Origin of the sequence: Salinibacterium sp. ZJ70, assembly GCF_011751865.2 — a bacterium.
GTDB lineage: Bacteria > Actinomycetota > Actinomycetes > Actinomycetales > Microbacteriaceae > Homoserinibacter.
Genome location: NZ_CP061770.1, coordinates 2,110,789 through 2,122,533, shown reverse-complemented (window position 1 = coordinate 2,122,533; position 11,745 = coordinate 2,110,789). Strand labels below are relative to the sequence as shown.

At 69.9% G+C, this 11,745-nt stretch carries 13 protein-coding genes; 8 read left to right on the top strand and 5 right to left on the bottom strand.

What is annotated here, in order from left to right:
* Positions 1-17 precede the first annotated feature (17 nt).
* From HCR12_RS10120 to HCR12_RS10100, 5 genes are all read left to right on the top strand, one after another.
* Entirely contained in the window at positions 18-1,004 is a 987-nt protein-coding gene (locus tag HCR12_RS10120; RefSeq protein ID WP_166866015.1) for an ABC transporter substrate-binding protein, read from the top strand.
* A gap of 82 nt (positions 1,005-1,086) precedes the next feature.
* Positions 1,087-1,911 carry an ABC transporter permease gene (locus HCR12_RS10115; protein ID WP_166866013.1) on the top strand — a complete coding sequence of 275 codons (825 nt, stop codon included), beginning with the start codon at positions 1,087-1,089 and terminating at the stop codon, positions 1,909-1,911.
* 8 nt (positions 1,912-1,919) lie between these two features.
* Positions 1,920-2,735: an ABC transporter permease gene (locus HCR12_RS10110; RefSeq protein ID WP_224763412.1), complete on the top strand. Its 816-nt coding sequence runs from the start codon at positions 1,920-1,922 to the stop codon at positions 2,733-2,735.
* The gene (locus HCR12_RS10105; protein WP_166866011.1) at positions 2,728-3,528 is read left to right on the top strand and encodes an ABC transporter ATP-binding protein; all 801 of its coding nucleotides are present in this window, start codon (positions 2,728-2,730) and stop codon (positions 3,526-3,528) included. Before HCR12_RS10110 ends, HCR12_RS10105 begins: the two co-directional genes overlap by 8 nt.
* Positions 3,529-3,569: 41 nt before the next feature.
* On the top strand, positions 3,570-4,403 hold the full coding sequence (locus tag HCR12_RS10100) for a PaaX family transcriptional regulator (protein ID WP_166866009.1): 834 nt from the start codon (positions 3,570-3,572) through the stop codon (positions 4,401-4,403).
* A 28-nt stretch (positions 4,404-4,431) separates the two neighbouring features.
* Here the strand turns inward: HCR12_RS10100 and HCR12_RS10095 are convergent, their stop codons facing one another.
* Genes HCR12_RS10095 through HCR12_RS10075 form a run of 5 tightly spaced genes read right to left on the bottom strand, consistent with a single transcriptional unit; the run spans position 4,432 to position 9,519 of the window.
* On the bottom strand, positions 4,432-5,964 hold the full coding sequence (locus tag HCR12_RS10095) for an acyl-CoA synthetase (RefSeq protein ID WP_370589308.1): 1,533 nt from the start codon (positions 5,962-5,964) through the stop codon (positions 4,432-4,434).
* 59 nt (positions 5,965-6,023) lie between these two features.
* The gene (locus HCR12_RS10090) at positions 6,024-6,476 is read right to left on the bottom strand and encodes a MaoC family dehydratase (protein ID WP_166866007.1); all 453 of its coding nucleotides are present in this window, start codon (positions 6,474-6,476) and stop codon (positions 6,024-6,026) included.
* Positions 6,477-6,501: 25 nt separating this feature from the next.
* Positions 6,502-7,686: an acyl-CoA dehydrogenase family protein gene (locus HCR12_RS10085; protein WP_166866005.1), complete on the bottom strand. Its 1,185-nt coding sequence runs from the start codon at positions 7,684-7,686 to the stop codon at positions 6,502-6,504.
* Positions 7,683-8,573, bottom strand: coding sequence for an amidohydrolase family protein (locus tag HCR12_RS10080; protein ID WP_166866002.1), 891 nt, complete (start codon positions 8,571-8,573; stop codon positions 7,683-7,685). Before HCR12_RS10080 ends, HCR12_RS10085 begins: the two co-directional genes overlap by 4 nt.
* A 13-nt stretch (positions 8,574-8,586) precedes the next feature.
* Complete coding sequence (locus tag HCR12_RS10075) at positions 8,587-9,519, bottom strand: SDR family oxidoreductase (protein ID WP_166866000.1); 933 nt, start codon at positions 9,517-9,519, stop codon at positions 8,587-8,589.
* A 92-nt stretch (positions 9,520-9,611) separates the two neighbouring features.
* Here HCR12_RS10075 and HCR12_RS10070 point away from each other — a divergent pair, with 92 nt between their 5' ends.
* The 3 genes from HCR12_RS10070 to pcaH all read left to right on the top strand — a co-directional run bounded on the left by HCR12_RS10070 (position 9,612) and on the right by pcaH (position 11,745).
* Positions 9,612-10,085: a MarR family winged helix-turn-helix transcriptional regulator gene (locus tag HCR12_RS10070; protein WP_166865998.1), complete on the top strand. Its 474-nt coding sequence runs from the start codon at positions 9,612-9,614 to the stop codon at positions 10,083-10,085.
* Complete coding sequence (locus HCR12_RS10065; protein ID WP_166865995.1) at positions 10,085-10,864, top strand: IclR family transcriptional regulator; 780 nt, start codon at positions 10,085-10,087, stop codon at positions 10,862-10,864. Before HCR12_RS10070 ends, HCR12_RS10065 begins: the two co-directional genes overlap by 1 nt.
* 80 nt (positions 10,865-10,944) lie before the next feature.
* Positions 10,945-11,745 (top strand): protocatechuate 3,4-dioxygenase subunit beta, encoded by an 801-nt coding sequence (gene pcaH, locus HCR12_RS10060; RefSeq protein WP_166865993.1) that lies wholly within the window; start codon positions 10,945-10,947, stop codon positions 11,743-11,745.

The following is an 11,745-nucleotide window of genomic DNA, read 5'->3' as shown; positions in this document are numbered from 1 at the left end:
CACGAGAGGCCCGATCCATGAAGAAAGCACTCACCGCGGCTGCATTCGGCGCCGCGGTCGCACTCGCACTCGTCGGATGCACCGACTCCGCTGCCGGCCCCACCACCGCCCCCAGCGATTCGGACTCCGGCGAGGTGCGCACCGTCCGCGTCGCAGCCCTGCCCATCGCCGAGACCGGCGCCCTCTGGGCCGCCATGGAGGAGGGGATCTTCGCCGAGCACGGTCTCGAGATCGAGGTCGTCCCTGCGCAGGGTGGCGCACAGGCGATCCCCGGACTCCTGAACGGCGACATCGAGTTCGCCATCGGCCAGCCGTTCGGACCCTTCCGTGCCGCGCTCGCCGACCTCGGTGCGCCCATCATCAGCAACTACTCGAGCTCGCTCGGCGCCGACGCAGACAAGGATGTCAACGCGGTCGTCGCCCTCAACTCGTCCGGCATCGAGACCGCCGCCGACCTCGCGGGCAAGCGCGTCTCGGTGAACTCGCTCGGCGCCGCCGGCGACGTCACCATCATGAAGGCCGTCCAGGATGCGGGCGGAGACCCGAGCACGATCGAGTTCGTCGAGGTCGCGTTCCCTGACGCTCAGGCGCAGCTCGAGGCTGGCACGATCGACGCCGCCTGGGTTCCGGACCCCTTCATGTCGATGGTCGCGAACGGCGAGGGCCGCATCGTCATCCACCCGTACCAGGAGACGATCCCCGAGCTGGCTCTGCTCACCAACATCACCACGCAGAAGCTCATCGATGAGGATCCGGAGCTCGTGAAGGCGTACGCCGAGGCGATGGCCGAGGCGCTCGACTGGGCCCAGGCGAACCCCGACGCGGTGCGTGCGGCGATCGTGGAGAACATGGGCATCCCGGAGGCCGCGGCCGCCGGCATCACCCTGCCCACCTTCACGGCGAAGCTCGACGAGGCCAACGTCACGTCGCTCGCGGAACTCGGCGTCGAGTTCGGCGTGCTGCCCGAGATGCCCGACTTCGGCAAGCTGATCAACCTGCAGTGATCCGCACGGTGCGGGGGCGTGTCGGCGACGCGCGCCCCCGCACCGCGCGCATCCTGGCTTCACCTCGACTCGAAAGAGACTCATGACATCCGCCACCCTCGTCGCCGCGCGGCCCCGGTCGCGCCGCTCGTCGCGTGGACTGCGCAAGCCGCTGCTCGGCCTTGCGGGGATCCTCGGGTTCCTGATCACCTGGCAGCTCATCCCGACCCTCGGCATCATCGATGCCCGCTACCTGCCGCCCGCCACCACGGTGCTCGCGCAGCTCGTGAACGAGTTCAGCGACCTCGAGTTCTGGCGCAACGTCGGCCGCACTCTCACCACGTGGGGGATCGGGCTCGCGATCGCCACCCTCGCGGCCACCGCCATCGGCACCGTCGTCGGCCTCGTGCCGTTCCTGCGGCGCCTCACCCACACGACCGTCGAGTTCCTGCGCCCGATCCCGTCGGTCGCCCTCATCCCGCTCGCGATCCTGATGTTCGGCTTCCAGATGCCGGCTGCGCTGCTGATCGTCGTCTACGCGAGCTTCTGGCAGGTGTTCGTGCAGGTGCTCTACGGCGTCGCCGACGTCGACACGGTCGCGCGCGACACCGCACGCAGCTTCGGGCTCTCGCGCGCATCGCGCTTCCGCAACCTCGTGCTGCCCACCGCGCTGCCCTACATCATGACGGGCGTGCGCCTGGGGGCTGCGGTCGCACTCATCCTCACGGTCACCGCCGAGCTGCTCATCGCGGTTCCCGGCATCGGCCGGGTGATCGTCTTCGCGCGGAGCGCGGGCGACGTTCCCACGGTCTACACCTACGTGGTCGTCGCGGGGCTGCTCGGCCTCATCGTCAACATCATCTTCCGGCTCGTGGAGCGTCGCATTCTCTCCTGGCACCAGTCGGTCCGAGGGGAGGACGTCGTATGACGAGCATGATGACCCGCTCCATCAGCGTGCTGCGCAAGCCTCCGGGCCGGTCGCGCAGCATCCTCGAGAGCATCTGGTTCGCGATCGGGTTTCCGCTGCTCCTGCTGGTCGCATGGGGGATCTGGGCGACCGTCTCGCCGCAGAGGTTCTTCCCCGGGCCCCTCGCCATCCTCGAAGCCTTCGTCGCCACCTGGGTCGGCCCCGCGTTCTTCGTCGACGTGCTGCCGAGCCTCGGCCGCCTCGCGATCGGCATCGTGCTCTCGATCGTCGTGGGCATCGCCGCTGGCACCGTGATCGGTCTCGTGCGCTGGCTGCGCGACCTGCTGGAGCCCACGCTCGAGTTCTTCCGCGCCATCCCGCCGCCCGTGCTCGTGCCGATCCTCATGCTCGTGATGGGCACCGGGGATGCGACGCGCGTCATCGTGATCGTCGCGGGCGCAGTGTGGCCCGTGCTCCTCAACACCATCGAGGGGGTGCGCTCGACCGACTCGGTCATGACCGAGACGGCACGCTCCTACGCGCTCACCCCCATCGAACGGCTGCGCTACCTCGTGCTGCCGTCGGCGAGCCCGCGCATCATGACCGGCGTGCGCCAGGCGCTCTCGGTCGCGCTCATCCTCATGGTCATCTCCGAGATGTTCAACAACTCCTCGGGGCTCGGATACCGCATCACCTACTTCCAGACGAACTACCTCATCGCCGAGATGTGGAGCGGCATCCTGCTGCTCGGCCTCGTCGGCGTGCTGCTCGCGGCGATCTTCGGATTCGTCGAGCGGCGGGTGCTGCGCTGGTACCACGGAATCAAGGAGGTCGAGCGTGCCTGAGACGCTCCTCAAGGTCGAGAACCTCAAGAAGGTCTACGAGTCCTCGACGGGTGTCGTCGAGGCGATCGGCGACATCAGCTTCGACATGCGTCGCGGCGAGCTCGTGTGCATCGTCGGTCCGTCGGGCTGCGGCAAGACGACGCTGCTGAAGTGCATCGCCGGGCTCCTCGCGCCCACGGAGGGGCTCATCGAGATCGACGGCAAACCCGTCACCGGGCCGCCGCCGAACATGGCGCTCGTGTTCCAGGAGTACGGCCGCAGCCTCTACCCGTGGCTCACCGTGCGCGGCAACGTCGAGCTGCCGCTCAAGCACAAGAAGCTCACCAAGGAGCAGCGCACGCAGCTCGTCGACGACGCCCTGCAGGCGGTCGGTCTCGAGCATGCGACCGGCAGCTACCCGTGGCAGCTCTCGGGCGGCATGCAGCAGCGCGTCGCGATCGCGCGCGCTGTGGCCTACGAGCCCGAGGTGCTCATCATGGATGAGCCCTTCGCGGCCGTCGACGCGCAGACGCGCGCCGACCTCGAGGATCTGGTGCGCCAGCTGCACCGCGACCGCGGCATGTCGCTCCTCTTCGTCACCCACGACATCGACGAATCGGTGTACCTGGGGGAGCGCGTGATCGTGCTGTCGAAGTCTCCCACCTGGGTGCAGGAGGACCTGGTCGTCGACCTCGCCCCGGAGCGCGACCAGATCACGACGCGTGCGCTGCCGCGGTTCACGGAGCTGCGCACGCACGTCTACGAGCAGATCCAGCGGGCGAAGCGCGGCGAAGCGGTCCGTCCCCACGCGTGAGAATGGCATGTCGCATCCGATGAGCGCGAAAGGAGGAGCTCGTGCGTAGTCGCGCCCCCAAGCAGCTGCTGTTCTCGTTCCTCGGCGAGTTCGTGCTCGAGCGCCACCCCGGCCCGTTGCGGGCCAGCGTCTTCCTCGAGGTGATGGAGGCCGCGGGTGTCGCCGCGCCCGCGACCCGCGCCACGCTCGACCGGATGGCCACCCGCGGCCTGCTGCGGCGACACCGTCGCGGGCGCGAGATCGAGTTCGAGCTCACCGATCAGGTGCGCGCGGTGCTGGGGGAGGCATCCCATCGCGTGCGCGGTGTCGACCCCTTCGCGCCCCACGGCGACGAGTGGACGCTCGTCACCTTCACGCTCCCCGAGGGGCAGCGCACCACGCGCCATCGTCTCCGCTCGGCTCTCACCTGGGCGGGCTTCGCGCCGCTGCGCGACGGCCTGTGGCTCGCGCCCGGCGATGTCGACCTCGAGTCGACCCTCGAGCCGCTGCGGGACGAGCTGCCCGCCGGCACCATCACCGCGTTCCGGGCGAGCAGCATCCCGGGCTTCCCGATGGGCGAGTCGGTGCGCTCCGCGTGGGACATCGACGCGATCCGCGCCGCGCATCACGCGTTCATCGACACCTGGGGTCGCCCAGGGTCGACCGATGGGAGCGACAATCCCGTCTCGGCGCGCACCATGCTCGTCGCCGACTGGCTCGCGCTGCTGCGGGCAGACCCGCGGCTGCCGCGCGAGTTCATGGATCCCGACTGGCCCGCCGAGCGTTCGGTCGCGGTCTACCGCGCGCGCCACGACGAACTCGACGGCCCCGCGACCGAGGCGTTCCTGCGTCTCGTGGGGGCCGACGTCGCGGCACCCGTCGCAGCCCGCGGCTGAGACGCCGGCTGCCACGGGTTCGCACCCCTCAGCGCGGCCCGAACCGCTCCCGCAGCTCGGCCTTCTTCACCTTGCCGGATGCGGTGCGCGGCAGCTCGTCGACGACGACGACGTTCTTCGGCAGCTTGAAGCGGGCGATCCGCCCGTCGAGCACCATGCGGATCGCCTCGGTGGTCATGGGCGCTTCGACATCGCTCACGGTGACGATCGCCCACGGCACCTCGCCCCACTGCTCGTCGGGGATGCCGATCACGGCGACGCTCGCGACGCCCGGCACATCGCTCATGGCGTTCTCGACCTCGGCGGGGTAGATGTTCTCGCCGCCCGAGATGATCAGATCCTTCGCGCGATCCGCGATGAAGAGGTAGCCGTCCTCGTCGAGGTAGCCGAGATCGCCTGAGCGGTACCAGCCGTCGGCGGTGAACGCCGCCTCCGTCGCCTCGGGGAGGCCGTGGTAGCCGAGGAACACGTTCGGCCCCGACACCTGGATCTCGCCGATGTGCCCGGTTCCCACGAGGTTGTCGTCCTCGTCGGCGATGCGCACCGCGGTGAAGAAATGCGGGAGGCCGACGCTCCCCTGCTTGGCGCGGGTCATCGCGGGAGAGAGCGAGGTGGCGCCAGGCGAGGTCTCGGTCATGCCGTAGCCCTGCGAGAACGCGAGCCCGCGCTCCTCGTAGGCGTTCAGGATGCGCGTGGGCACCGCCGAGCCGCCGCAGGTGAGCTTGCGCAGCGTGCTCAGGTCGGTCGAGGACCAATCCGGATGATCGGCCATGAGCTGGTAGGTCGTGGGAACGCCGCTCAGCATCGTGATGCCGTGGTGCTGGATCTGGTGCAGCGCCCGACCCGGATCGAACCCGCGCTCGAGCACCATCGTCGCGCCCTTGAGCGTGACGGGCAGGGCGCCCATGCCGAGCGAGGCCGCGTGGAAGAGCGGCGAGATCATGAGGGCGACATCCGTGGAGACGATGTCGTAGTCGACGAGGGCGTTGAGGGCCACCCAGGTGAGGTTGCGGTGGCTGAGGAGGGCGCCCTTCGCGCGACCTGTCGTGCCCGAGGTGTAGAGCATGGCGGCGGGGGCGTCGAGCGGGACATCGACGATCGTCCCGTCACCCTCGATGCCGCGCAGCAGTGCGCCGAGCCCGGGCTCCGCATCCGTGCCCTCGCCCGTGACCAGCAGGTGCTCGACGGAGGCCTCCTGCACGGCGACCTCGACCCGCGCCGCGAAGTCGGGTTCGAAGATCACGACGCGCGCACCCGAGTCGGTGAGCACGTGCGCGATCTCGGGGCCCGCGAGCCGCGTGTTGACGGGCACGAACACGGCCCCCAGCTGCACGGTGCCGAAGAGCACCTGCAGGAACTCGGGGCTGTTCTCGCTCATGAGCGCCACGCGGTCGCCCGCCGTGACCCCGAGGCGGCGCAGCAGAGCGCTCACCCGATCGGCGCCATCCGCGAGCTGACCGTAGGTGAGGCTCGCGCCGTCGCCGTAGATGAGCGCCACCGTGTCGGGTGTCTTGATCCGGCGCGTGGACATCCAGTATCCGAGACCGCGTTCGTGCATCATCGTCCTCTCCGTCGAGGCCTGGGGTGTGGTGGAGGTGTGTGGTGGCGGTGGGTGGTGGCTCAGGCGTAGAAGCGGTACAGCCCGCGCGCCACGACGGCGGGCTTCGGCGCATCCTCGATCTCGATCGTCTGGTCGACGGCGAACTGGTAGCCGCCCGGGATCTCGGTGACCTCGGCGATCGTCGCGGTGCCGCGCACGCGGGTGCCCACCTTGACGGGCGAGATGAACCGCACCTTGTCGAGGCCGTAGTTGACCTTGGTGCTCACACCCGTCACATCGAGCAGCTCGGTCCAGAACTTCACGGTGAGCGAGAGCGACAGGAATCCGTGCGCGATCGGGGCGCCGAAGGGGCCCGTGGCGGCGCGCGCCGGGTCGACGTGGATCCACTGGTGGTCGTCGGTGGCGTCGGCGAACAGGTTCACCTGCTCCTGGGTGATGGTGTGCCAGTCGGTGAAGCCGAGGTCGGTGCCGGCGAGGGAGGCCGCGTCTGCGTAGTCGACGATGGTGGTCACGGTGGGGTCCTTTCGGTGGGGAGGTTCAGAGGAAGGCGGAGTGCCCCGTGAGGGACCGCCCGACGATGAGGGAGGTGATCTCGTGCGTGCCCTCGTACGAGTACACGGCTTCGGCGTCGGCGAAGAAGCGGGCGGCGTCGTGTTCGAGCAGCAGCCCGTTGCCGCCGAGCAGCTCGCGGCCGAGGGCGGCGGTCTCGCGCGCGTGCGCAGCGGTCCACATCTTGGCGAGCGCCGAGTTCTCGTCGCGCACATCACCCGCGTCCTGGCGGGTCGAGAGCTGCACGACCATGCCGAGCGAGGCGGTGAGGTTGCCGAGCATGCGCGCGAGCTTCTCCTGCACGAGCGCGAAGGAGGCGATGGGCCGGTCGAACTGGAGACGCTCGCGTGTGTACGCGGTAGCGGCGTCGAGCGCGCCTGCCTGGAGGCCGGTGGCGATCCACGCGACGTCGGAGCGCATCGAGCGCAGCAGACGCGCGACATCCGCCCAGCCGTTCACACCTCCGAGGCGCGCGTCATCCGAGACCCGCACCCCCTCGAGCGTGATCTGCGCGTTCTGCATGGGCCGCAGCGACACCTTGCCGTGCATCACGTCGATGCGCACGCCGGGGGCCGTGCGCTCCACGAGGAACGCGCGGATGTCGGAGGTCTCGGTGTCGCGCGCGAACACGGCGAGCACGTCTGCCGTGTCGGCGCCGCCGATCCAGCGCTTCACACCATCGAGGATCCAGTGGTCGCCGTCGCGGCGCGCGGTCGTCGCGAGGCCATTCGCGATGTCGGAGCCGTGGTCGGGCTCGGTGAGCGCGAAGGCGCCCACGAGGTCGAAGGAGCGCACGCGGGGGTCGAGTTCGCGGGCCTGCTCGGGCGAGCCCCCGAGCATCACGGTCGTGCGGAACAGCCCCGACTGGGCGTTGTAGGCGGTCGCAACCGACACATCCGCACGCGCGAGCACGTAGTTGCGGAAACCGGAGAACATGCTCGACGACGCCTCCGACTCATCCATGCCAGGCGGGTCCATGAGCCGCAGCGGGGTGAGCGCTTCGAGCACCGCTGGCGGCATCGTGGCCGTCTCCCACGCCTCGGCCATGAGCGGGCGGATGTCGGCCTCGAGGGTCTCGGCGAGCCCCGACAGCACGTCGCGCGCGGCCTCGCTCAGGTGCGTCGATGCGAACCCGTACGGATCGATGCCGAGGGGCGAGGCGAGGGTGCTCATGGCGCGCCGAGTCCCAGAAGCCGCACGGCGTTGTCCTTGAGGATCCCAGGCATCACCTCGGGCTTGAGCGCCGTCTGCTCCACGTCGCGCATCCAGCGGTCGGGGGTGAGCAGCGGGAAGTCGGAGCCGAACAGCACGCGCTTCTTGAGCATCGAGTTCGCGTAGCGCACGAGCTCGGCGGGGAAGTACTTCGGGCTCCACCCCGAGAGGTCGATCCAGGTGTTGTGCTTGTGGGTGGCGACCGAGAGAGCTTCGTCCTGCCACGGCACCGAGGGGTGCGCCATCACGATCTGCAGGTCGGGGAAGTTCGCCGCGACGGTGTCGAGCAGCATGGGGTTCGACAGCGCGAGCCGGAATCCGTACCCGCCGCGCATGCCCGCACCGATGCCCGTCTGGCCGGTGTGGAACAGCGCCACGACGCCCGCCTCCTGCAGCACGGCGTAGAGGGCCTCGTGCTGCGGGTCGCTCGGGTCGAAGCCCTGCACGGTGGGGTGGAACTTGAAGCCGCGCACCCCGCTCTCTTCGATGAGGCGCGTCGCGTCGTCGACGGCACGCGCGCCCTTTCGCGGATCCACGGAGCCGAACGGGATGAGCACGTCGTTGTGGCGTGCCGCGCCCTCCGCGATCTCGGCGCTCGAGAGCGGCGAGTGCCCGAGGTTGGTCTCGGCGTCGACCGTGAAGACGACCGCCGCCATCTTGCGCTCGCGGTAGTAGTCGGCGATCGAGTCGAGGTCGGGGCGTGGGCCGTCGGCGCTGAAGTAGTGCGATGCCGCCTCGGCGAGGTCGTCGGGCAGCGATGAGTGACCGTGACCGTCGACCTCGACATGCACGTGCATGTCGATCGCGGTGAGCTGATCGACGTCGATCGCGGGTTCGTAGCGGGTCATCGGGGGGAGCGTCTCAGGCTTCGGGGGCGGGTGGCTGCAGCTCGTCGGGGAGCGGCGGGAAGGTCTCGCCGACGCTTTCGAGGGCGTCGCCGAAGGTGGCGGGGAACTCGGCCTCCAGGTCGTCGGCCGACCAGCCGCCCTCCTTGTAGGCGGTGACGGTGGGCTGGGGATGCGACCACAGCTGCACGCGGTCGCCGCCCACGCCGATCGCCTGGCCGGTGACGTCGGCGGCGGCATCGGAGGCGAGGTAGGCGATGAGGCCCGCGACGTCGTCGGCGGTGCCGAAGCCGAGGTCGTGACGGAAGAAGGCGGGCATCGGCTCGCCCGCTTCGTCGGCCGCGACGGCGGCGGCGAAGTAGGGAACCGTGGCGGTCATCGCGGTCGCGGCGACGGGGATGACGGCGTTGGCGGTGATGCCGGCGCGCTTCAGCTCCATCGCCCACGTGCGCACCATGCCGACGATGCCGGCCTTGGCTGCGGCGTAGTTGGTCTGGCCGAAGTTGCCGCGCTGCCCGGTGGGGGAGCCGATGCAGATGATGCGGCCGCCAACGCCTGCTTCGCGCATGTGGGTCGCGGCGGCGCGGACGCACGTGAAGGTGCCGCGCAGGTGCACGCCGATGACGGTGTCGAAGTCGTCGTCGCTCATCTTCCAGAGCACCGTGTCGCGCAGAACGCCCGCGTTGGTGACGAGGATGTCGAGACGGCCGAAGGTGTCGACCGCGGCCTTCACGAGGGCGTCGGCCGTGCTCGTGGGTCCGACGGGGGCGACGACGGCGACGGCGCGTCCGCCCGCTTCCTCGATCGACGCGACGGCGGAGGCGGCGGTCGCCTCATCGACGTCGTTGACGACGACGGATGCTCCCTGCCGCGCCAGCTCCTGTGCGTATGCGAGACCGAGGCCCCGACCGGATCCGGTGACGATGGCGACCTTGCCGTCCAGTGACATGAACTCACTCCCTTGTCGTGTGACGCCATTACAGCGGCAAACCATTGAGAAAGTCAATTATGTGATTTCGAACGATTTGGTAGCATCGCCGCATGTCCGCGCGGTCCGGCCTCTCCTCAGTGCCTGTCGAGCCTGCGCGCGGCGACGCCGACGCGATGCTCGCCGACGATGTGAGCTTCCTGCTCGCTCGGGCGAACGCCCTCTCGCTCTCGGCGGGGAACGCGGCACTCGCCCCCTTCGGGCTCCGCGTGCGCTCGTACTCGGTGCTCGCGCTCGCCGTGGGAGGGGCGCGCCCGTCGCAGCGCGACCTCGCCGAGTACCTGCGGCTCGACCCGAGTCAGGTCGTCTCCCTCGTCGACGACCTGCAGAAGCGCGGCCTCGTGGTGCGCGAACCCGACCCCGCAGATCGCCGCGCGAACGTCGTCGTCGCGACCCCCGCAGGCGAAGAGGCCTTCGAACAGGCGCGTCGTGCCGCGCAGGATGCGGAGCGCCGCGAGCACGCCGCGCTCACCGCCGACGAGCGCGGCCAACTCGCCGATCTGCTGCGCAAGATCGCGTTCCCCTGATGTCGAGCGCGAGCGTCGGGCCCCGCAGTGATCTGGGGGTGCTCGCGCGGGCGACGCGGATGCTCGCGCAGTTCACCGAGAACGACGAATCGCTCACCGCGGCTGAGCTCGCCGATCGCGCCGGTCTCGCGCGCTCCACCGCCCATCGTCTCGCGCTCGAGCTCACCTCGCTCGGGCTGCTCGACCGGCGTCATGACGGCGCATTCGCGATCGGCATGGGCCTGTGGGAGCTCGGCGAGCTCGCACCGGTGTCGATGCGTCTGCGCGAGCGCGCGCTCCCGCACCTCGCGAAGCTCTACGAGGCGAGCGGCGAGAACGTGCACCTCGCGGTGCTGAGCGGCGACGATCCCGCGACCGCCGAGGCGCTGTACGTCGGGCGGATGACGGGGCCCCGCTCGATCCCGACGCTCAGTCGGATGGGCGGTCGGCATCCGCTGCACACGACGGGTGTCGGCAAGGCGCTTCTCGCCCAGCGCGACGACGTGTGGCTCGAGGAGTTCCTCACCCGCACCTTCGAGCGCGAGACGCTGCACTCGATCGTCGATCCCTCCCAGCTGCGCGACGAGGTGCTGCGCGCACGCGAGCGCGGCTTCGCGACCACTCGACAGGAGATGACGCTCGGCAATGTGTCGGTCGCTGCGGCGATCCCCACGGTCGCGGGCCTCCCGCCCGCAGCAGTCGGGGTTGTGAGCCACCTCGCGCGCGCCGACGAGCGGCGGCTCGCCCTCCTCGTCGTGGAGGCGGCTGGCGCGATCGCCGCCGATATCGCGCGGCCCTGATGCGATCCCACTGAGTGGGATAGCTCGCTACGCCGCACGCCTCCCGCGTGTGACCCTGAGGCATCCGTCGAAGGAGACAGATGACCACGCCAGCCACCACGCCCGCCGCACCCGAGAGCCTCCTCGCCGCGCCCGACCAGGTCAGCCAGCAGCAGATCTCCGACGAGATCCGCGAACTGCATGCCGCAACCCCCGACGACGCGCGCCTCACCCTGCACGACTTCGCGCCCTATCGCTCGAGCATCCTGCGTCACCCCACCAAGAACCCGCGCCTCGTCGACCCCGAGTCGATCGAGCTCGTCTCGCCCGCGTTCGGCGAACGCGACGTCGCAGCGATCGAGTCCGACCTCACCATCCAGCACGCCGGCGAACCGCTCGGCGAGCGGATGACGGTGCAAGGCCGCCTGCTCGACTCGTGGGGGCGCCCGATCGCCCGGCAGCTCATCGAGGTGTGGCAGGCCAACTCCGCAGGCCGCTACATCCACCAGCGCGACCAGCACCCAGCTCCCCTCGACCCGCACTTCACGGGTGCCGGCCGCATCGTCACCGACTCCGAGGGGCGCTATGAGTTCCGCACCATCAAGCCGGGGCCCTACCCGTGGCGCAACCATGTCAACGCATGGCGCCCCGCCCACATCCACTTCTCCGTCTTCGGCAACGCCTTCACGCAGCGCCTCGTGACGCAGATGTACTTCCCGAGCGACCCGCTGCTGCCGCTCGACCCCATCATCAGCACCATCCCGCGTCAGAAGGATCGCGAGCGCCTCATCGGCCGCTACAACCACGACCTCTCGGTGCCCGAGGTGTCGATGGGCTACGAGTGGGACATCGTCGTCGACGGTCCCGACGCCACCTGGTTCGAACCCGAGGAAGAGCACTGA

Excerpts from the sequence above, each read along its gene's own strand:
- HCR12_RS10120 (WP_166866015.1), top strand. The coding sequence starts at position 18 with ATGAAGAAAGCACTCACCGCGGCTGCATTCGGCGCCGCGGTCGCACTC.
- HCR12_RS10115 (WP_166866013.1), top strand. The coding sequence starts at position 1,087 with ATGACATCCGCCACCCTCGTCGCCGCGCGGCCCCGGTCGCGCCGCTCG.
- HCR12_RS10110 (WP_224763412.1), top strand. The coding sequence starts at position 1,920 with ATGACCCGCTCCATCAGCGTGCTGCGCAAGCCTCCGGGCCGGTCGCGC.
- HCR12_RS10095 (WP_370589308.1), bottom strand. The coding sequence starts at position 5,964 with ATGATGCACGAACGCGGTCTCGGATACTGGATGTCCACGCGCCGGATC.
- HCR12_RS10085 (WP_166866005.1), bottom strand. The coding sequence starts at position 7,686 with ATGAGCACCCTCGCCTCGCCCCTCGGCATCGATCCGTACGGGTTCGCA.
- HCR12_RS10080 (WP_166866002.1), bottom strand. The coding sequence starts at position 8,573 with ATGACCCGCTACGAACCCGCGATCGACGTCGATCAGCTCACCGCGATC.
- HCR12_RS10075 (WP_166866000.1), bottom strand. The coding sequence starts at position 9,519 with ATGTCACTGGACGGCAAGGTCGCCATCGTCACCGGATCCGGTCGGGGC.
- HCR12_RS10070 (WP_166865998.1), top strand. The coding sequence starts at position 9,612 with ATGTCCGCGCGGTCCGGCCTCTCCTCAGTGCCTGTCGAGCCTGCGCGC.
- HCR12_RS10065 (WP_166865995.1), top strand. The coding sequence starts at position 10,085 with ATGTCGAGCGCGAGCGTCGGGCCCCGCAGTGATCTGGGGGTGCTCGCG.
- pcaH (WP_166865993.1), top strand. The coding sequence starts at position 10,945 with ATGACCACGCCAGCCACCACGCCCGCCGCACCCGAGAGCCTCCTCGCC.